The organism is Pseudomonas sp. WS 5532 (genome assembly GCF_012985445.1).
GTDB classification, from domain to species: domain Bacteria; phylum Pseudomonadota; class Gammaproteobacteria; order Pseudomonadales; family Pseudomonadaceae; genus Aquipseudomonas; species Aquipseudomonas edaphica.
In genome coordinates, this window is sequence record NZ_JAAQWK010000001.1 from 235,815 (window position 1) to 255,458 (window position 19,644).

At 59.0% G+C, this 19,644-nt stretch carries 25 protein-coding genes; 14 read left to right on the forward strand and 11 right to left on the reverse strand.

Annotated features, from left to right (window positions below; translation table 11 throughout):
* The first annotated feature begins 11 nt into the window (after positions 1–11).
* Positions 12–1,454, forward strand: a complete 1,443-nt coding sequence (gene tldD / locus HBO23_RS01120) for a metalloprotease TldD (protein WP_017138247.1) — start codon at positions 12–14, stop codon at positions 1,452–1,454.
* 45 nt (positions 1,455–1,499) lie between these two features.
* On the opposite strand, the gene yjgA is transcribed toward tldD, so the two are convergent.
* Positions 1,500–2,021 (reverse strand): ribosome biogenesis factor YjgA, encoded by a 522-nt coding sequence (gene yjgA, locus HBO23_RS01125; protein WP_017138246.1) that lies wholly within the window; start codon positions 2,019–2,021, stop codon positions 1,500–1,502.
* Positions 2,022–2,129: 108 nt separating this feature from the next.
* On the opposite strand from yjgA, the gene pmbA reads away from it, so the two are divergent.
* From pmbA to HBO23_RS01155, 6 genes are all read left to right on the forward strand, one after another.
* Positions 2,130–3,476 (forward strand): metalloprotease PmbA, encoded by a 1,347-nt coding sequence (gene pmbA / locus HBO23_RS01130; protein WP_138449094.1) that lies wholly within the window; start codon positions 2,130–2,132, stop codon positions 3,474–3,476.
* A gap of 134 nt (positions 3,477–3,610) precedes the next feature.
* Positions 3,611–4,006: a FagA protein gene (locus HBO23_RS01135; protein WP_138449097.1), complete on the forward strand. Its 396-nt coding sequence runs from the start codon at positions 3,611–3,613 to the stop codon at positions 4,004–4,006.
* The gene (locus HBO23_RS01140) at positions 3,999–5,375 is read left to right on the forward strand and encodes a class II fumarate hydratase (protein ID WP_170036271.1); all 1,377 of its coding nucleotides are present in this window, start codon (positions 3,999–4,001) and stop codon (positions 5,373–5,375) included. Before HBO23_RS01135 ends, HBO23_RS01140 begins: the two co-directional genes overlap by 8 nt.
* 27 nt (positions 5,376–5,402) lie before the next feature.
* Entirely contained in the window at positions 5,403–5,831 is a 429-nt protein-coding gene (locus HBO23_RS01145; RefSeq protein WP_017138243.1) for a hypothetical protein, read from the forward strand.
* Position 5,832: 1 nt separating this feature from the next.
* Positions 5,833–6,444 carry a superoxide dismutase gene (locus tag HBO23_RS01150; protein ID WP_017138242.1) on the forward strand — a complete coding sequence of 204 codons (612 nt, stop codon included), beginning with the start codon at positions 5,833–5,835 and terminating at the stop codon, positions 6,442–6,444.
* 32 nt (positions 6,445–6,476) lie between these two features.
* Positions 6,477–7,370, forward strand: a complete 894-nt coding sequence (locus tag HBO23_RS01155; RefSeq protein ID WP_170036273.1) for a ZIP family metal transporter — start codon at positions 6,477–6,479, stop codon at positions 7,368–7,370.
* Between the two features lie 37 nt (positions 7,371–7,407).
* Here the strand turns inward: HBO23_RS01155 and HBO23_RS01160 are convergent, their stop codons facing one another.
* The 10 genes from HBO23_RS01160 to HBO23_RS01205 all read right to left on the reverse strand — a co-directional run bounded on the left by HBO23_RS01160 (position 7,408) and on the right by HBO23_RS01205 (position 14,457).
* Positions 7,408–7,680, reverse strand: a complete 273-nt coding sequence (locus HBO23_RS01160; RefSeq protein ID WP_017138240.1) for an HPr family phosphocarrier protein — start codon at positions 7,678–7,680, stop codon at positions 7,408–7,410.
* 16 nt (positions 7,681–7,696) lie between these two features.
* Entirely contained in the window at positions 7,697–8,554 is an 858-nt protein-coding gene (gene rapZ / locus HBO23_RS01165; protein ID WP_017138239.1) for an RNase adapter RapZ, read from the reverse strand.
* A gap of 2 nt (positions 8,555–8,556) precedes the next feature.
* Positions 8,557–9,021: a PTS IIA-like nitrogen regulatory protein PtsN gene (gene ptsN / locus HBO23_RS01170; protein WP_017138238.1), complete on the reverse strand. Its 465-nt coding sequence runs from the start codon at positions 9,019–9,021 to the stop codon at positions 8,557–8,559.
* A gap of 12 nt (positions 9,022–9,033) precedes the next feature.
* Complete coding sequence (gene raiA / locus HBO23_RS01175) at positions 9,034–9,339, reverse strand: ribosome-associated translation inhibitor RaiA (RefSeq protein WP_017138237.1); 306 nt, start codon at positions 9,337–9,339, stop codon at positions 9,034–9,036.
* Between the two features lie 75 nt (positions 9,340–9,414).
* Entirely contained in the window at positions 9,415–10,908 is a 1,494-nt protein-coding gene (locus HBO23_RS01180; protein WP_017138236.1) for an RNA polymerase factor sigma-54, read from the reverse strand.
* Positions 10,909–11,092: 184 nt separating this feature from the next.
* A complete protein-coding gene (lptB, locus tag HBO23_RS01185) occupies positions 11,093–11,818 on the reverse strand; it encodes an LPS export ABC transporter ATP-binding protein (RefSeq protein WP_016974288.1) in 726 nt (241 codons plus the stop codon).
* The gene (gene lptA / locus HBO23_RS01190) at positions 11,818–12,390 is read right to left on the reverse strand and encodes a lipopolysaccharide transport periplasmic protein LptA (protein WP_017138235.1); all 573 of its coding nucleotides are present in this window, start codon (positions 12,388–12,390) and stop codon (positions 11,818–11,820) included. The genes lptB and lptA overlap by 1 nt, the downstream gene beginning before the upstream one ends.
* Entirely contained in the window at positions 12,377–12,949 is a 573-nt protein-coding gene (gene lptC / locus HBO23_RS01195) for an LPS export ABC transporter periplasmic protein LptC (protein ID WP_017138234.1), read from the reverse strand. Before lptC ends, lptA begins: the two co-directional genes overlap by 14 nt.
* An 8-nt stretch (positions 12,950–12,957) precedes the next feature.
* Entirely contained in the window at positions 12,958–13,482 is a 525-nt protein-coding gene (locus tag HBO23_RS01200) for an HAD family hydrolase (RefSeq protein ID WP_017138233.1), read from the reverse strand.
* Positions 13,483–14,457 (reverse strand): KpsF/GutQ family sugar-phosphate isomerase, encoded by a 975-nt coding sequence (locus HBO23_RS01205; protein WP_017138232.1) that lies wholly within the window; start codon positions 14,455–14,457, stop codon positions 13,483–13,485.
* Between the two features lie 287 nt (positions 14,458–14,744).
* Here HBO23_RS01205 and HBO23_RS01210 point away from each other — a divergent pair, with 287 nt between their 5' ends.
* The 7 genes from HBO23_RS01210 to murA all read left to right on the forward strand — a co-directional run bounded on the left by HBO23_RS01210 (position 14,745) and on the right by murA (position 19,429).
* The gene (locus HBO23_RS01210; protein ID WP_005784851.1) at positions 14,745–15,554 is read left to right on the forward strand and encodes an ATP-binding cassette domain-containing protein; all 810 of its coding nucleotides are present in this window, start codon (positions 14,745–14,747) and stop codon (positions 15,552–15,554) included.
* On the forward strand, positions 15,554–16,351 hold the full coding sequence (mlaE, locus tag HBO23_RS01215; protein ID WP_017138231.1) for a lipid asymmetry maintenance ABC transporter permease subunit MlaE: 798 nt from the start codon (positions 15,554–15,556) through the stop codon (positions 16,349–16,351). Before HBO23_RS01210 ends, mlaE begins: the two co-directional genes overlap by 1 nt.
* Complete coding sequence (gene mlaD, locus HBO23_RS01220) at positions 16,351–16,818, forward strand: outer membrane lipid asymmetry maintenance protein MlaD (RefSeq protein WP_010170575.1); 468 nt, start codon at positions 16,351–16,353, stop codon at positions 16,816–16,818. The genes mlaE and mlaD overlap by 1 nt, the downstream gene beginning before the upstream one ends.
* An 11-nt stretch (positions 16,819–16,829) precedes the next feature.
* Positions 16,830–17,483, forward strand: a complete 654-nt coding sequence (locus HBO23_RS01225) for an ABC transporter substrate-binding protein (RefSeq protein ID WP_017138230.1) — start codon at positions 16,830–16,832, stop codon at positions 17,481–17,483.
* Positions 17,480–17,785 (forward strand): STAS domain-containing protein, encoded by a 306-nt coding sequence (locus tag HBO23_RS01230; RefSeq protein ID WP_138453435.1) that lies wholly within the window; start codon positions 17,480–17,482, stop codon positions 17,783–17,785. The genes HBO23_RS01225 and HBO23_RS01230 overlap by 4 nt, the downstream gene beginning before the upstream one ends.
* A 115-nt stretch (positions 17,786–17,900) precedes the next feature.
* Entirely contained in the window at positions 17,901–18,140 is a 240-nt protein-coding gene (locus HBO23_RS01235; protein ID WP_017138228.1) for a BolA family protein, read from the forward strand.
* 23 nt (positions 18,141–18,163) lie between these two features.
* Complete coding sequence (murA, locus tag HBO23_RS01240; protein WP_017138227.1) at positions 18,164–19,429, forward strand: UDP-N-acetylglucosamine 1-carboxyvinyltransferase; 1,266 nt, start codon at positions 18,164–18,166, stop codon at positions 19,427–19,429.
* Positions 19,430–19,644: the final 215 nt, after the last annotated feature.

The window sequence follows — 19,644 nt, forward strand, 5'->3', positions numbered from 1 at the left end:
AGGCCAAACCTATGAGCGAGTTGTTGTCCTCAGTCAGTGAACACCTCCTGGCACCCGGTGGCGTGACCATCGACAGTTTGCAAACCGTGCTCGGTGATCTGGCCGGGCCGGGCATCGACGCGGCCGACCTGTATTTCCAGGGCCAGATTTCCGAGTCGTGGGCCCTCGAAGACGGCATCGTCAAGGAAGGCAGTTTCAACCTTGACCAAGGCGTAGGCGTGCGCGCGCAATCCGGTGAAAAGACTGGTTTTGCCTACAGCAACGCCATCACCCTTGAAGCCCTCGGCCTGGCGGCGCGCGCGGCACGCTCGATTTCCCGCGCCGGCCAGAACGGCACTGTGCAGGCTTTCAGCACTCAGGACGTGGCCCAGCTGTACGCGCCGGATAACCCGCTGGAGGTGATCAGCCGCGCGGAAAAGGTCGATTTGCTCAAGCGTATCGATGCGGCCACTCGTGCGCTCGACCCGCGTATTCAGCAAGTAACGGTGAGCATGGCTGGCGTGTGGGAGCGCATTCTGGTGGCGTCCACGGACGGCGGGCTGGCGGCGGACGTGCGGCCGCTGGTGCGTTTCAACGTGAGTGTCATTGTTGAGCAGAACGGCCGCCGCGAGCGCGGTGGTCACGGCGGTGGCGGGCGTACCGACTACCGTTATTTCCTCGCTGAAGACCGCGCCATGGGTTACGCCCGTGAAGCGCTGCGTCAGGCGCTGGTCAACCTGGAAGCCATTCCGGCGCCGGCCGGTACCTTGCCGGTGGTGTTGGGCTCGGGCTGGTCTGGCGTGCTGCTGCACGAAGCCGTGGGCCACGGCCTGGAAGGCGACTTCAACCGCAAAGGCAGTTCGGCCTACAGCGGGCGCATGGGCGAGATGGTTGCATCCAAACTCTGCACCATTGTCGATGACGGCACCCTGGCCGGCCGGCGTGGCTCGTTGAGTGTCGACGACGAAGGCACGCCGACCGAATGCACCACGCTGATTGAAAACGGCGTGCTCAAGGGCTATATGCAGGACAAGCTCAACGCCCGCCTCATGGGTGTGGCGCGTACCGGTAACGGCCGTCGCGAGTCTTACGCGCACCTGCCGATGCCGCGCATGACCAACACCTACATGCTCGGTGGCGAAAGCGACCCCGCGGAAATCATCGCCTCGGTAAAACGCGGGATCTACTGCGCCAACCTCGGCGGCGGCCAGGTCGATATCACCAGCGGCAAGTTTGTGTTCTCCACCAGCGAAGCGTACCTGATCGAAGACGGCAAGATTACCGCGCCGGTCAAAGGGGCGACGTTGATTGGCAATGGGCCGGAAGCCATGAGCAAGGTGTCGATGGTCGGTAATGACCTGTCGCTGGACAGCGGCGTGGGCACCTGCGGTAAGGATGGGCAGTCGGTGCCAGTCGGCGTCGGTCAGCCAACCTTGAAAATCGATGCGATCACCGTGGGTGGCACGGGGTCGTAATGGCCGGAGCTTCGGGTGGCGAAGACCGCCACCCGGGGAAGAGGGTCAACGCAGGCCGCGTTGAGTCTCGTCCAGCTCACGGATGTATTTGAAGATTTTACGGCTGGTGGCCGGCGCCTTGTTATGCGCCTGCTCGTGCTGGGCCTGACGGATCAGGGAGCGCAGTTGCTGGCGGTCCGCGTCCGGGTAGTCCAGCACGAATTTCTCCAGCACCGCGTCATCGCCCGAGATCAGGCGGTCACGCCAGCGCTCCAGGTTATGGAAGCGTTCGTTGTACTGGCGAGTGGAGGCATCGGTTTGATCGAGCAAGGCCAGAATGGCATCAGTGTCCTGATCGCGCATCAGCTTGCCGATAAACATGATGTGCCGTTTACGCGCGATATTCGCGGTGTGCTTGGGAGCATCCGCAAGCGCCCGGCGCATTTCGTCGGTCAGTGGCAATTTGGCAATCAAGTCTTTCTTGAGCGTTGTAAGGCGCTCGCCGAGGTCAACCAGCGCATGCAGCTCGCGTTTGACCTGGGTTTTGCTTTTCTCCCCGTCGAGGGAGTCGTCGTAAGAATCAACCATGGTGGCAGTCCGCAAAGAAACGCCGCCATGATAACCAGTCGGGGGCCGCTTGTCCGGCCCGGTCGCTCGATGGCCTTAACCGAAAGCAGAATTTGAGTGGAGAAAACCATGAGTGCAGCCCAAAGCGTCGGTCCGCAAGCGTTACCGGCACTGCAGGAACAAGTCGAGCAGATCCTTGCCGAGGCCAAGCGCCAGGGGGCCAGCGCCTGTGAAGTAGCCGTGTCGCTGGAGCAGGGGCTGTCGACGTCGGTGCGCCAGCGTGAAGTGGAAACTGTTGAATTCAATCGCGACCAGGGTTTTGGTATCACGTTGTATGCCGGGCAGCGCAAAGGCTCGGCCAGTACTTCCGCCAGTGGGCCGGAAGCAATTCGTGAAACCGTGGCGGCGGCGCTGGCGATTGCCAAGCACACCTCCGAGGATGAAAGCTCGGGCCTGGCCGACAAAGCGCTGATGGCCAAGGACTTGAAGGATTTCGATCTGTTTCACGCCTGGGACATCACGCCCGAGCAAGCGATCGAAAAGGCACTGATCTGCGAAGCAGCGGCGTTTGATGCCGATGCCCGCATCAAGAACGCTGATGGCACCACGTTGAGCACTCATCAAGGCTGCCGTGTCTACGGTAACAGCCATGGTTTTATCGGTGGTTATGCCTCCACTCGCCATAGCTTGAGCTGCGTGATGATCGCCGAAGCCAATGGCCAGATGCAGCGCGATTACTGGTACGACGTGAGCCGCCAGGGCGAATTGCTCGCCGATCCAGTCAGCATCGGTCAGCGCGCGGCGCAACGTGCAGCGAGCCGCCTGGGCGCACGCCCGGTACCAACGTGTGAGGTGCCGGTGCTGTTCTCGGCTGAGCTGGCCGGTGGTTTGTTCGGCAGTTTCCTTGGCGCGATTTCCGGTGGCAACCTGTACCGAAAATCTTCGTTCCTTGAAGGCGCGATTGGCCAGAAACTGTTTCCTGAATGGCTGACGATTGATGAGCGCCCGCACCTGATGCGTGCCATGGGCAGTTCCTCATTCGATGGTGATGGCCTGGCCACCTATGCCAAACCGTTTGTCGAAAAGGGCGAGTTGGTGTCCTACGTGCTGGGCACTTACGCCGGTCGCAAGCTGGGCCTGCCAAGCACGGCGAACGCCGGTGGCGTGCACAACCTGTTCGTCACCCATGGCGATGAAGACCAGGCAGCGCTGTTGCGTCGTATGGGCCGAGGCCTGCTGGTCACCGAGCTGATGGGCAGTGGCCTGAACATGGTGACCGGTGATTATTCACGCGGTGCGGCGGGTTTCTGGGTAGAAAATGGCGAGATTCAATTCGCCGTCCAGGAAGTGACTATTGCCGGCAACATGCGCGATATGTTCAAGCAGATCGTCGCAGTGGGTAATGACCTGGAGCTGCGCAGCAACATTCGCACCGGTTCGGTGCTGATTGAGCGGATGACCGTCGCCGGCAGTTAACGGCGCGACGCTTCATCAAAAAGGCACGCCATCCTCAAGATGGCGTGCCTTTTTTAATGGCTGCAATTTGCTGCTCTTGTTTTGATTCTCAATATCATTTAATAATAAATATCATTACCGAATGAGCATGGATCATGAGTTCTGTCCTGCATGAGGATCCGTACCTGGAAAGTTGGCGTTGGATGAGTCGTCAGATTCGCTGCGGCCTTGATCCTAATGAACCGCGACTGATCGAACATTACCTCAACGAAGGGCGATACCTGGCGTGCTGCACCGCGACCCATCCGTGGACGATCGCCGAAACGTCATTCCGCCTTTTGATCGACACCGCGGGCGACATCGCCTTGCCCTGGCACTGGCGATCCATGTGCCTGGACCAGGCCTGGCGCCCACTTCGCGACCTGGAAAAACTTTCCCACTGTGCCTGCCGCCTCAAGCGCTGGCAGACCTTTGCCTGGCAATTGGCGACCTGCGAATTGCTGCCGTCTATTTCTCACTCCGACCTGGTGCAAGGATCAAACGATGAGTAACACCCGTATCGAACGCGACAGCATGGGCGAGCTGCAAGTGCCTGCCGAGGCTTTGTATGGCGCGCAGACCCAGCGCGCGGTGAACAATTTTCCGATCAGTCATCAACGCATGCCGACGCAATTCATTCGCGCCCTGATCCTGGCCAAGGCCGCCGCCGCGAAGGTCAATGTCGACCTCAAGCAAATCAGCGAAGGGCAGGGCAAGGCCATCGTTGACGCGGCCCAGGGCTTGCTCGAAGGCAACTTCATGCCGCACTTCCCGGTGGATATTTTCCAGACAGGCTCCGGCACCAGCTCGAACATGAATGCCAACGAAGTGATTGCGACCTTGGCCAGCCGTTTGCTGGGTGAAGCGGTTAACCCCAATGATCATGTGAACTGTGGCCAAAGCAGCAACGACATTATCCCAACCACCATCCACGTCAGCGCAGCCTTGGTGCTGCATGAGCAAACGCTGCCGGCCTTGCTGCACTTGGTGCAAGTCATCGAGCAAAAGGGCGAAGAGGTCCACCCGTTCATCAAGACCGGCCGAACGCACCTGATGGACGCCATGCCGGTGCGCATGAGCCAGGTGCTTAATGGTTGGGCGCAACAGCTCAAGGCCAATATCGGCCATTTGCAGGATTTGCTGCCGAGCTTGCAGGCGCTGGCACAGGGTGGCACGGCGGTTGGTACCGGGATCAATGCGCACCCCGAATTTGCTGCGCGTTTCAGTCAGCAACTGAGCATCCTTAGCGGGGTGAAATTCACCCCCGGCAAGAACCTGTTCGCGCTGATCGGCTCCCAGGACACCGCCGTTGCCGTTTCCGGCCAGTTGAAAGCCACTGCGGTATCGCTGATGAAAATCGCCAACGACCTGCGCTGGATGAACTCCGGCCCGCTCGCAGGCTTGGGTGAAATCGAATTGGAAGGCTTGCAGCCAGGCTCCTCGATCATGCCGGGCAAGGTCAATCCAGTGATTCCGGAGGCCACCGCCATGGTTGCCGCCCAGGTCATCGGCAATGACACGGTGATCACTGTGGCGGGTCAGTCCGGCAACTTCGAGCTGAACGTGATGCTGCCGATCATCGCCCAGAACCTGCTTAGCAGCCTCGAATTGCTGGCCAATGCCAGCCTCCTGCTGGCCGACAAAGCCATCGCCAGCTTCAAGGTCAACGAAGCCAAGCTTAAGGAAGCGCTGTCGCGCAACCCGATCCTGGTCACCGCACTCAACCCGATCATTGGTTACCAAAAGGCCGCTGAAATCGCCAAGAAGGCCTATCAGCAAGGCCGCCCGGTGATCGATGTCGCTCTTGAGCACACCGACTTGTCACGTAGCCAACTGGAGATCCTGCTGGACCCGGAAAAGCTCACGGCCGGCGGCGTGTAATCACCGACCCTGCTTTGGAGGCGCACCATGGAGCACTGGAAACGCACGATCGAACGGGCCAATCGCTGTTTTATGGCGGGCGAGCTGGTCGACGCTCGTGAGGCCTATTTGCAAGCCCTGGCCCTGGCGCAAGTGTTGTTCGAGCGTTGGGCGGATGCCGACGAAGCAGTGGCGGCTTGCGTCATTTCCCACCACAACCTGGCGGACCTGCACCTGCGCCTGAACCAGCCGGAGGAAAGCGCGGAATACCTGTGCGCCATTCACCAACGGCTGTTGCAGACCATGCAGGACCCGCGTCTGAACCCGCAATTGCGCGAGGCGGCGCTGCGCCAGAGCAGCAAGACCTACGTCGAACTGTTGAATTTCATCAGCGATCACGGCGAGTACCCGCGTACCCATCGCCTGCTGGGCGGTACTGCGGCGCAACCGATCACTCCACACTACGGAGCACATTGATATGACCTACACCTTGCCTGCCCTGCCTTACGCCTACGACGCCCTGGAGCCGCATATTGATGCGCAAACCATGGAGATTCACTACACCAAGCATCACCAAACCTACATCAACAACCTCAATGCAGCGGTCGAAGGCACGGAGTTTGCGGGTTGGCCGGTAGAGAAGTTGGTGTCCAGCGTGCAGCAACTGCCGGAAAAACTGCGTGCTGCCGTGATCAACCAAGGGGGTGGTCACGCCAACCACTCGTTGTTCTGGGCGGTGATGTCGCCGAAGGGCGGCGGTAAACCCGACGGCGCGCTGGGCAAAGCCATCGACGAGCATTTGGGCGGCTTCGACAGTTTCAAAGAGGCCTTCACCAAGGCCGCCTTGACCCGCTTCGGCAGCGGCTGGGCATGGCTGAGTGTCACCCCGCAGAAGACACTGGTGGTGGAAAGCAGTGGCAATCAGGACAGCCCGTTGATGAGCGGCAACACGCCAATACTGGGCCTGGACGTGTGGGAGCACGCCTATTACCTGCTGTATCAGAACCGTCGCCCGGAATACATCAACGCCTTTTATAGCGTGATCAACTGGCCGGAAGTCGCCGCACGCTACCAGGCCGCCCTGGCCTGATATTCAACCTATAACAAGATCTAAGGCCGACTATGGGCACTGAAACACTGGCGATCAGCAGCGGGCGAATGTTTCGTTATGCGTTTGGCTCGCTGTTGCTGTTGGCAGGGACTGCATTGCTGGTGGCCCATGGGCTGGCCTGGCTAAACCTTGAACCGCGTATCCTGCGCGCCTTGCAGGGCGGCGCTATCTGCGCGCTCGGCACGGCACTGGGCGCGGTGCCCGTGCTGGTCATACGCCGCATGCCGGTAGCGCTGAGCGATACCTTGCTGGGCTTTGGTGCCGGGGTAATGTTGGCGGCGACGGCTTTCTCGCTGATCGTGCCCGGTATTGCGGCCGCTGAAGGCCTGGGGCTCTCGCCTTGGGGTGCCAGTGGTTTGATCAGCTTCGGCATCATGCTGGGGGCGTGCGGGCTGTATCTGGTAGACCGCAAGGTTTCCGGCGCGAGCCCGGAGATGCTGGTGGTTACGGCGGGTAAACCCGTGATTGCGCCGCGTATCTGGTTGTTTGTGTTCGCCATCATTGCTCACAACATTCCGGAAGGTATGGCAGTGGGCGTTTCTGCCGGTGGTGGCATGCCGGACGCCGACAGCCTGGCCATGGGCATTGCCTTGCAGGATGTGCCGGAAGGTTTGGTGATTGCACTGGTGTTGGCAGGCGCGGGCATGTCGCGGGTCAAGGCGTTCTTGATCGGCGCCGCGTCAGGCTTGGTCGAGCCGGTGTTTGCCGTGCTGTGTGCGTGGTTGGTGAGCCTGGCTGAGGTTCTGTTGCCATTGGGGCTTGCGCTGGCGGCGGGGGCTATGTTGCTGGTGGTGACTCACGAAGTGATCCCGGAATCGCGCCGCAACGGTCACGAAAAGCTTGCCAGCCTGGGGTTGTGCGTCGGGTTTTGTTTGATGATGGTGATGGATACCGCATTAGGGTGAGGCCATTGCAGCCTCACACCTGTCTCAAAGGGTGGGTTTACTCACCCTCGTCAAAGTAGTTATTGATCAACTTAACCAGGGCGTCCATCGCTTCCTGCTCTTGTTCGCCTTCCGTCTTCAAGTGAATCTTGGTGCCCTTGCCCGCAGCCAGCATCATCATGGCCATGATGCTTTTGCCGTCGACCATCGATTCCGGCGTGCGCCCGGCGCGGATCTGGCAAGGGAACTGCCCGGCAACGCCGACAAATTTGGCCGAGGCGCGGGCGTGCAGGCCCAACTTGTTGATGATTTCAATTTCCAGAGCGGGCATCGCGGGGGTGTTCCTTTCAGCTAAGGTCGCGGTGGCGAACCTGGACGTTCTTGAGGGTTTGTTGCAGCACCTGGCCCAGGCGTTCGGTCAGGTAGACGGAACGGTGGTGGCCGCCGGTGCAGCCGATGGCAATGGTGACATAAGCCCGATTACTTGCAGCAAAGCGCGGTAACCATTTGAGCAGGTAGCTGGAGATATCCTGGAACATCTCCTCGACATCCGGTTGCGCAGCCAGGTACTCGGCTACTGGCTGGTCCAAACCAGACTGGTCACGCAGCTCCGGCTTCCAGTAGGGGTTGGGCAGGCAGCGCACGTCGAACACCAGGTCGGCATCCACCGGCATCCCGCGCTTGAACCCGAACGACTCAACCAGAAAGGCCGTGCCTGGCTCCGGCTGGTTCAGCAGGCGCAGCTTGATGGCATCGCGCAACTGATACAGGTTGAGGTCCGTGGTGTTGATCTTGAGATCCGCGAGGTCAATGATCGGCCCCAGCAGCGTGGTCTCATCCTCTATGGCTTCGGCCAGGGAGCGATGCGGGCTGCTGAGAGGGTGACGTCGACGGGTTTCGGAGAAACGCTTGAGCAGCGTCTCCTCGTCGGCATCCAGGTACAGCACATCGCAATGAATATGCTTGGCGCGTACTTCCTCGAGCAGTTGCGGGAAGCGCTCGAGGTGGCTGGGCAGGTTGCGGGCGTCAATCGAGACGGCCACCAGTGGCTGCGGCAGTTCAGTGTGGATCAGGGCGCGTTCGGCCAATTCCGGCAGCAGGCCCGCCGGCAGGTTGTCGATGCAGTAGAAACCGTTGTCCTCAAGAACATTGAGGGCGGTGCTTTTACCCGAGCCGGAGCGGCCGCTGACGATGATCAAACGCATGGTTACTGCCCGCTTTGCTCATCGAGTACAACCTGATAAAGCGCCTCGTTGCTGCTGGCACTGCGCAGTCTGTCGCGTACTTCTTTGCGGTCGAGCATGCTGGCTATCTGCCGAAGCAGTTCCAGGTGCGCATCGGTGGCGGCTTGCGGGACCAGCAGAACGAACAGCAGGTCAACCGGGGCGCCGTCGATGGCGTCGAAATCGATGGGGGCTTCGAGGTGGAGCAAGGCGCTGACGGGTGTCTCGCAGCCTTTGAGGCGGCAATGAGGAATGGCGATGCCGTTGCCAAAACCGGTTGAACCGAGTTTTTCACGGGCGATCAGCGCGTCGAATACATCCTGCATCTCCAGATCCGGCACTTCGCGCGCGATCAGGTTGGCAATTTGTTCGAGGGCTTTCTTTTTGCTGCCGCCCGGCACGTTCACAAGGGAACGGCCGGGGGTCAGGATAGTTTCAAGTCGGATCATGGGTGGGGAGTGTTAGCGGCCTGTGCCTTGAAGAAGGCTCTGCTGCTTTTCCTTATGCTTTTTAAGTTGGCGGTCAAGCTTGTCAGTCAAGGCATCAATTGATGCATACATGTCTTCATGCTCGGCATTGGCGACTACTTCGCCACCGGGTATCTGGAGAGTCGCCTCAATTTTCTGCTGAAGCTTGTCGACCTTCATGATGACTTGCACATTGGTGATTTTGTCGAAATGACCCTCAAGCCGTTTCAGCTTCTGCTCGACGTATTCGCGCAATGGAGGGGTGACTTCTACATGGTGTCCACTGATGTTGACTTGCATACAGCTTCTCCTTCGTTGCCAGTGCATAAAGCGGTGGGTAGGAATACCCACCACTGGAACGCTATGGCCCGCCCGTCACATCAAACGCTTACGCTCGCTGGAAGGCGCGATCCCGAGGGACTCGCGGTACTTGGCGACGGTTCGACGGGCGACCTGAATGCCTTGTGCCTCCAGTAAACCAGCGATCTTACTGTCACTCAATGGCTTTTTCTGATTTTCCGCCGCAACCAGTTTTTTGATGATCGCGCGGATCGCCGTGGACGAGCATTCACCGCCTTCGGAGGTGCTGACGTGGCTGGAGAAAAAGTATTTCAGCTCATAAATACCCCGTGGGGTATGCATGAATTTCTGCGTGGTTACCCGTGAAATCGTCGATTCATGCATACCTACCGCTTCGGCAATGTCGTGCAGAACCAGTGGCTTCATCGCCTCGTCGCCATATTCCAGGAAGCCGCGCTGGTGCTCGACGATCTGGGTGGCCACTTTCATCAGGGTTTCGTTACGGCTTTGCAGGCTCTTGATGAACCAGCGCGCTTCCTGCAACTGGTTGCGCATGAAGGTGTTGTCGGCACTGGTGTCGGCGCGGCGCACAAAGCCTGCGTATTGTGGGTTGACCCGCAGGCGAGGCACCGATTCCTGGTTCAACTCCACCAGCCAGCGTTCGTTGTCTTTGCGCACGATCACGTCGGGCACGACATATTCGGCTTCGCTGGACTCGATCTGCGAGCCGGGGCGCGGGTTGAGGCTCTGTACCAGCTCGATGACTTGGCGCAGGTCGTCTTCCTTGAGCTTCATGCGGCGCATCAACTGGCTGTAGTCGCGGCTGCCCAGCAGGTCGATGTAGTCGGTGACCAGGCGCTGGGCTTCGGCGAGCCACGGGGTCTTGGCCGGCAGTTGGCGCAGTTGCAGCAACAGGCATTCGCTTAAGGTGCGAGCGCCAATGCCGGCAGGCTCGAACTGTTGGATGCGATGCAGGACGGCTTCGATTTCGTCCAGTTCGATGTCCAGTTCCGGGTCGAAGGCTTCAAGAATCTCGTCGAGCGTTTCGTCCAGGTAGCCCTGATTGTTGATGCAGTCGATCAGGGTTACGGCGATCAGGCGATCGGTATCGGACATCGGCGCCAGGTTCAGTTGCCACAGCAAGTGGCTCTGCAGGCTCTCACCGGCGGACGTGCGAGTGGTGAAGTCCCACTCGTCGTCGTCATTGCTGGGCAGGCTGCTGGCGCTGGTCTGGTAGACGTCTTCCCAGGCGGTGTCCACGGGAAGCTCGTTGGGAATGCGTTCGTTCCATTCACCTTCCTCAAGGTTGTCCACCGTAGGGGCGGTTTCCTGATAGGACGGTTCCTGCACGTCGGGGTTGGGTTTTTGCTCGATGTTGTCGGCCAGCGGGTCTGCATTGTCGAAGTCGTCGCCTTCTTCCTGGCGTTCGAGCATCGGATTGGACTCCAGGGCCTCCTGGATTTCCTGTTGCAGGTCCAGGGTCGACAATTGGAGCAGGCGGATGGCCTGTTGCAGCTGCGGTGTCATCGTCAGCTGCTGGCCCATTCTCAGGACTAGCGATGGTTTCATGGCAGGGGCTTAACACCTTATTCGCCGGCGCAATGCGCCATCCACGACAGGGCGCGTGAGCGCCAAACATAAGCAAATTATATGCCTGATATCAGGGGCTTTGCCTAGAGCGCGGTAACAATAAAAAAACTGAGGTTTTTATTGACTTGCACGCGCCCCGGGCAATGGCCTGATACCACCGTGTTTACAGGCGGAACTCGTGACCCAGGTACACTTCCTTCACCAGTTCATTGGCCAGGATAGTGGCGGAGTCACCTTCTGCAATCAGTTGCCCATCGTTAACGATATAGGCGGTTTCGCAGATATCGAGGGTCTCACGCACGTTGTGGTCGGTGATCAGTACACCGATACCCTTGGCCTTGAGGTGATGGATGATCTGCTTGATATCGCCAACCGAGATCGGGTCGACACCGGCGAAAGGTTCGTCCAGCAGGATGAACTTCGGTGCGGTGGCCAGGGCACGTGCGATTTCCACACGGCGACGCTCGCCACCGGACAAGCTCATGCCGAGGTTGTCGCGGATGTGGTTGATATGGAACTCCTGCAACAGGCTTTCCAGCTCTTTGCGACGGCCGTCACGGTCGAGTTCCTTGCGGGTCTCGAGGATCGCCATGATGTTGTCGGACACTGACAGTTTGCGGAAGATCGACGCTTCCTGGGGAAGATAGCCGATGCCGGCGCGTGCACGACCGTGCATGGGCTGGTGGCTTACGTCCAGGTCGTCAATCAATACACGGCCCTGATCCGCCTGGACCAGGCCAACAATCATATAGAAGCAGGTGGTCTTGCCGGCGCCGTTGGGGCCGAGCAAGCCGACGATCTGGCCGCTGTCGATCGACAGGCTGACGTCGCGTACGACCTGACGGCTTTTATAAGCTTTGGCCAGATGCTGGGCTTTCAGGGTTGCCATCAGTTCGTCTTCTTCGCAGCGGGTTTTGGCGCAGGGGCGGCAGCGTCTTTCTGCTTCGGCTGGATAACCATGTCGATGCGCGGCTTCGGTGTGCCGATTTTTGTGCCATTGGCGCGACCGGCGGTAGCGATCTGCTTGACGGTGTCGTAGGTGATTTTTTCACCTTCGGTAGTATTGCCGTCAGTACTGACAACCCGTGCCTGGTCAATCAGGATAATGCGGTTCTGCTGGGCGTGATACTGGATGGTCCTGCCGTAGCCTTTCATCGGTGCCGGGTCGGCAGCCGCCTGCTTCTGTTCGAAGTAAGCCAGGTTGCCCACCGAAGTCACCACGTCGATGTCGCCAGCCGGGGTGCGAGTCAGCGTTACCGTGTTGCCGGTAATCTTCATCGAGCCCTGGGTGATGATCACGCCACCGGTGTAGGTCGCGACGCCTTGTTTATCATCCAGCTGCGCATCGTCAGCCGAGATATGGATCGGTTGCTGGCTATCGTTCGGCAGAGCCCAGGCGCTCACGCTTCCCAGTGCTGCGCCCAGACCGAGCAAAATAGGGAGGGTTTTAACGAGCCTCATACTGTCCTCTTACGTTCGATAGCAGGTGTATCCTGCTTTCTTTCAAATACGCTTTCATTCCCTTGCCAGTCGATACACCGCCAGCGCCGTCAATTCTAACGTCTTGCTCGGTCTGCGCATATTGCTGTTGTGGGAAAACGGTCATGCGACTGCTGGTGATGATGGTGTCACGCTTGTGTTCATCGGTGCGCGCAACGCGTACCGAGTCGATCAACTCAACCTGGGTGCCGTCCGCATTGACCTCGCCACGTTTGCTGGTGACGTGCCACGGAAAGTCGGTGCCGCGGAACAGGTTCAGGTCCGGGTTGGTCAGCAAGCTGACGTCGGAGGCTTTGACGTGCTCCACCTTATCGGAGGTCATCTCGTATTGGACCTTGCCGTCAGGCATGAACTGCACCGTATAGGCATTGGTGGCGAAATTGTCGATCAGCCCCTCGTCAACCTGTGCTACAGGCTTGTCGAGAAAGCGCTCCGGGCTGATATTCCAGTAGCCCACCGCCAGGAACAGCGCGGCGATGACCCCGAATAACAGGAAGTTGCGAATCTTTTTGCTCAGCATAAAACGCTCTATAAGTAGGCGGCGTGGGCCGCTTCAAGACTGCCTTGGGCACGCAGGATCAATTCGCAGAACTCGCGGGCAGCGCCTTCACCGCCACGTGCGACAGTAATGCCATGGGCGTGTTCACGAACAAACGCCGCTGCATTGGCGACGGCCATGCCCAGGCCCACTCGGCGAATGACCGGCAGGTCAGGCAGATCATCACCCAGGTACGCAACCTGCTCATAGCTTAGGTTGAGTTGGCCAAGAAGCTCGTCCAGAACCACCAGTTTATCCTCACGGCCTTGATACAGGTGAGGAATCCCCAGGTTTTGTGCGCGGCGTTCCACAACCGGTGTCTTTCGACCACTGATAATTGCCGTTTGCACACCGGCGGCCATCAACATTTTGATGCCCTGGCCGTCGAGGGTGTTAAAGGTCTTGAATTCGCTGCCATCTTCGAGAAAGTACAGGCGGCCGTCGGTCAGCACGCCGTCCACGTCGAAAATCGCCAGTTTGATGTGTTTGCCGCGTTGCATCAGGTCGCTGGTCATTTACATCACTCCCGCACGCAGCAAGTCGTGCATGTTCAGGGCGCCGATCGGGCGGTCGTCACTATTGACCACCACCAGCGCGCCAATCTTATGGTCTTCCATGATCTTCAGCGCTTCGGCTGCAAGCATCTCGGGGCGGGCGGTCTTGCCGTGGGGCGTCATCACCGCATCAATGGTCGCGGTGTGGATATCGATGGTGCGGTCCAGGGTGCGGCGCAGGTCGCCGTCGGTGAAGACTCCGGCCAGACGCCCGTCGGCTTCCAGGATTACGGTCATGCCCAGGCCCTTGCGGGTCATTTCCATCAGCGCGTCTTTGAGCAAGGTGCCACGTTGCACGTGGGGCAGCTCATCCCCCGAGTGCATGACGTTTTCCACTTTGAGCAGCAGGCGACGACCCAGCGCGCCGCCCGGGTGCGAAAACGCGAAGTCTTCAGCGGTAAAGCCACGAGCTTCCAGCAACGCCACGGCCAGGGCGTCGCCCATGACCAGGGCGGCGGTGGTGGAGGAGGTCGGTGCCAGGTTAAGCGGGCAGGCTTCGTGGGCCACGTGCACGTTCAAATTGACTTCGGCAGCCTTGGCCAGCGTGGACTCCGGGTTGCCGGTGAGGCTGATCATCTTGATGCCCAGGCGCTTGATCAAGGGCAGCAAGGTCACGATTTCGTTGGTGGTGCCCGAGTTCGACAGCGCCAGGATAATGTCATCCTTGGTGATCATGCCCATGTCACCGTGGCTGGCTTCGGCCGGGTGCACGAAAAACGCCGTGGTCCCGGTGCTGGCCAGGGTGGCGGCGATCTTGTTGCCGACGTGGCCGGATTTGCCCATGCCGACCACCACAACGCGGCCCGTGCTGGCCAGAATCATCTCGCAGGCGCGTACGAAATCTGCGTCGATATGGGCCAGTAAACCTTCTACGGCTTCAAGCTCGAGGCGGATGGTGCGTTGTGCGGATTGAATAAGGTCGCTGGATTGGCTCATGTCTGAAATCGTATAGCCTGACGAAAAGTCGGCGATTATAGCGGTAATGATCAAATCCCTCACGCTAGTTATTCTGCAGGTGCCTGGGATTTATGCTCAGCCACGTGTTTTCCCTGTCCCGAATCTGAACAAGCGCTGTTCCGGCCTTGGGGGCTCTGTACCAGCAGTGATATAGTTCGCCGCCAGTTCGGTCGGCCCACCCCATGCCGCTAACTTTTGTGCATCTGTTGCAAACGAAAGTCGCAAGCATGGTGTCTGAGTGAAAGGCTGCATCCCAAGGAGATTAGATGAGTGCCGATAACGCCTACGCGGTCGAGCTGAAGGGTCTTACCTTCAAGCGCGGTTCGCGCAGCATCTTCAATAACGTCGATATTCGCATTCCCCGCGGCAAAGTCACGGGCATCATGGGGCCTTCCGGTTGCGGCAAGACCACTTTGTTGCGCCTGATGGGCATGCAATTGCGGCCCAGCGCCGGCGAAGTGTGGGTCAACGGCCAGAACCTGCCGACCCTGTCGCGCAGCGATCTGTTCGATGCGCGCAAGCATATGGGCGTGCTGTTCCAGAGCGGTGCCCTGTTTACCGACCTCGACGTTTTCGAAAACGTAGCGTTTCCGCTGCGGGTGCATACCCAGCTGTCCGATGAAATGATTCGTGACATTGTGCTGCTCAAATTGCAAGCCGTGGGCTTGCGCGGTGCCATCGACCTGATGCCCGACGAGTTGTCCGGTGGCATGAAGCGTCGTGTTGCGCTGGCGCGGGCTATTGCCCTCGATCCGCAGATCCTCATGTATGACGAGCCGTTCGTAGGCCAGGACCCGATCGCCATGGGCGTGCTGGTGCGCCTGATCCGCCTGCTCAACGATGCGTTGGGGATCACCAGCATCGTGGTTTCCCACGACCTGGCCGAAACCGCGAGCATTGCTGACTACCTTTATGTGGTCGGCGATGGCCAGGTGCTGGGGCAGGGTACGCCTGAAGAACTGATGAACGCTGATAACCCGCGCATTCGCCAATTCATGACCGGCGATCCCGATGGCCCGGTGCCTTTTCATTTTCCGGCAGCGGACTACCGCTCAGATCTTCTGGGGAAGCGCTGATGCGCAAGACATCTTTACTCGAGAAGGTTCGCCTTTTCGGCCGTTCCGGCATCGACTTGGTCGAGGTCCTGGGGCGTTCGACAATTTTTCTGTTTCACGCGCTGCTCGGGCGTGGCGGCATTGGCGGCGGTTTTGGCCTGTTGTTGAGACAGCTGCATTCGGTGGGCGTGATGTCCCTGGTCATCATCGTGGTGTCCGGGATATTCATCGGTATGGTGCTGGCGTTGCAGGGGTTCAATATCCTCTCCAGCTACGGTTCGGAGCAGGCAGTCGGGCAGATGGTTGCCCTGACGCTGCTGCGTGAGCTGGGGCCGGTGGTCACCGCTTTGCTGTTCGCTGGCCGTGCGGGTTCTGCATTGACCGCCGAAATCGGCAACATGAAGTCCACCGAGCAGTTGTCCAGCCTGGAAATGATCGGCGTGGACCCGCTCAAATATATTGTTGCCCCGCGCCTGTGGGCCGGCTTCATATCCCTGCCGCTGCTGGCGATGATTTTCAGCGTGGTGGGCATCTGGGGTGGTTCGTGGGTGGCGGTTGACTGGTTGGGCGTCTATGACGGCTCCTACTGGGGCAACATGCAAAACAGCGTGACCTTCAGCGGCGACGTGCTCAATGGCATCATCAAAAGCATCGTTTTCGCCTTTGTAGTGACCTGGATCGCCGTATTCCAAGGCTATGACTGTGAGCCCACTTCAGAAGGGATCAGTCGCGCCACCACCAAGACCGTTGTGTACGCCTCGCTGGCGGTACTGGGCCTTGACTTCATTTTGACCGCCTTGATGTTTGGAGATTTCTGATGCAAAACCGCACTGTGGAAATCGGTGTCGGCCTTTTCTTGCTGGCTGGCATCCTGGCTTTACTGTTGCTCGCCCTGCGAGTCAGCGGCCTTTCGGCCAGCCCCACCGCCGATACTTATAAGCTTTACGCGTACTTCGACAATATTGCTGGTTTGACGGTCAGAGCTAAAGTGACCATGGCCGGTGTAACCATCGGCAAGGTCACGGCAATCGATCTGGATCGCGACAGCTTCACTGGCCGGGTGACCATGCAAGTCGACAAGAAGGTAGATAATCTGCCGACTGACTCCACTGCATCTATCCTCACTGCTGGGCTGCTGGGCGAGAAGTACATCGGCATCAGCGTGGGTGGGGAAACAGCCCTGCTCAAGGATGGTTCGACAATCCACGACACACAGTCGTCGCTGGTGCTTGAAGACTTGATCGGTAAATTCCTGCTCAATACGGTCAATAAAGACGCCAAATGAGGAACCTGTTCATGATCTCTACCTTGCGACGTGGTCTGCTGGTGCTGCTGGCAGCGCTGCCGCTGATGGCTAATGCCGCTGCCGGCGGTTCTGCGCACGATCTGGTGCAGGACACCACCAACAAGATGTTGGCTGACCTGACTGCCAACAAAGAGCAGTACAAGCAAGACCCGACCAGGTTTTACGAAGCACTGAATACCATTGTGGGCCCGGTGGTCGATGCCGAAGGCATTTCCCGTAGCATCATGACGGTCAAGTATTCGCGCAAGGCTACCCCTGCGCAAATGCAAACATTCCAGGAAAACTTCAAGAAGGGCCTGTTCCAGTTCTACGGCAACGCCCTGCTGGAGTACAACAACCAAGGTATTACCGTCGCCCCAGCCGGGGATGAGTCGGGTGATCGCACCAGCGTTAACATGAGCGTCAAAGGCAATAACGGCGCCATCTACCCTGTGCAGTACACGCTGGAGAAGGTCAACGGCGAGTGGAAACTGCGCAACGTGATCATCAACGGCATCAACATCGGCAAGCTGTTCCGCGATCAGTTCGCTGATGCGATGCAGCGTAATGGCAATAACCTGGACAAAACCATCAATGGTTGGGCCGGTGAAGTCGCCAAAGCCAAGGAAGAAACCGACAAACAAGCCGGGAAGCCTGCGCAATGACCGAGTCGGCTGTTCGTCTGGGTGACGCCGGCGAGTTGTTCCTCAGTGGCGTGCTGGATTACCGCACCGGGCCTGACCTGCGCAAGCAGGGTCAGGCGCTGATCAACAGCAGTAACGCACCTGCGTTGGTGCTTGATTGCTCGGCGGTGACCAAGTCCAGCAGCGTCGGCTTGTCGTTGTTGCTGTGCTTCATGCGTGATGCGCAAGCCGCCAGGAAGCCGGTCAGCATCCGCTCAATGCCCGAAGACATGCGTGAAATCGCTCAGGTTTCCGGTATTACCGAACTGTTGGCGCATCCTTAATACACATTATTAAAGAAGCCCCCCCGTCAGAGTCCTGCTATGCGGGGTTCGCAGGCGCGGGGCTTTTTTGTATGATGTGCGACCCGTGCGCACTGGGCGCCGATAGAGGTTGAGCATGCAGGCCCTAGAAGTTAAAAGCTTCCTTGAAGGAAAGCTGCCGGAAACGATCGTAGAAGTTGAAGGCGAAGGCTGCAATTTCCAGCTGAACGTGATTAGCGATGAACTGGCGAAATTGAGCCCGGTCAAGCGTCAACAGCAGATCTATGCCCATTTGAACCCGTGGATCACCGATGGCAGCATCCACGCGGTTACTATGAAATTTTTCAGCCGCGCGGCCTGGGCCGAGCGTACCTGAGCCCCCAAGGCGTCGAGATTCTTATGGATAAATTGATTATTACCGGTGGTGCCCGCCTCGATGGCGAGATCCGCATTTCCGGTGCAAAAAACTCCGCCTTGCCGATCCTGGCAGCGACCCTGCTGTGCGATGGCCCGGTAACTGTGGCCAACCTGCCGCACCTGCACGACATTACCACCATGATCGAGCTGTTCGGTCGCATGGGTATTGAGCCGGTGATCGACGAGAAGCTGTCTGTCGAAATCGACCCGCGCACCATCAAGACCCTGATCGCGCCGTACGAACTGGTGAAAACCATGCGTGCCTCGATCCTGGTGCTGGGCCCGATGGTTGCCCGTTTTGGCGAAGCTGAAGTAGCACTGCCTGGCGGTTGCGCGATTGGTTCGCGTCCTGTCGACCTGCACATCCGTGGCCTTGAAGCCATGGGCGCGGTCATCGACGTCGAAGGCGGCTACATCAAGGCCAAGGCGCCGGAAGGCGGTTTGCGCGGTGCCAACTTCTTCTTTGATACCGTCAGCGTTACCGGTACCGAGAACATCATGATGGCTGCCGCCCTGGCGAACGGTCGCAGTGTGCTGCAAAACGCAGCGCGCGAGCCTGAAGTAGTCGACCTGGCCAACTTCCTGATCGCCATGGGTGCCAACATCACCGGCGCCGGCACCGACACCATCACTATCGACGGTGTGAAGCGTCTGCACTCGGCCACCTACAAAGTGATGCCGGACCGTATCGAGACCGGCACCTACCTGGTTGCCGCTGCCGTTACCGGTGGCCGCGTCAAGGTCAAGGACACCGATCCGACCATCCTGGAAGCCGTGCTGGAAAAACTCAAGGAAGCCGGTGCTGAAATCACTACCGGTGAGGACTGGATCGAGCTGAACATGCACGGCAAGCGGCCAAAAGCCGTAAACGTGCGTACGGCTCCTTACCCGGCGTTCCCGACCGACATGCAGGCGCAGTTCATTTCCTTGAACGCGATTGCCGAAGGCACAGGCGCCGTGATCGAGACCATCTTCGAAAACCGCTTCATGCACGTGTATGAACTGCACCGCATGGGCGCCAAGATCCAGGTCGAAGGCAACACCGCCATCGTTACCGGCATCGACAAGCTCAAGGGCGCGCCAGTGATGGCGACCGACCTGCGTGCCTCGGCCAGCCTGGTGATTTCGGCGTTGTGCGCCGACGGCGACACCTTGATCGACCGCATCTACCACATCGACCGTGGTTACGAGTGCATCGAAGAAAAGCTGCAGATGCTCGGCGCTAAAATCCGCCGCGTACCGGGCTAGCTCCTGGAACTGTAAACACCGTCACCTGTGGCGAGGGAGCTTGCTCCCGCTGGACTGCGCAGCAGTCCCGTTCTTGGGGGCCGCTTCGCGACCCAACGGGAGCAAGCTCCCTCGCCACAGGTCTGTGTTTGCTGTTAGCTGAATTTGTTTCAAATCGAGGCTGTAATGGCCTCGATCTGTGTCTGGCGCCGTTTGCGACCGGGCAGCAATAGCCT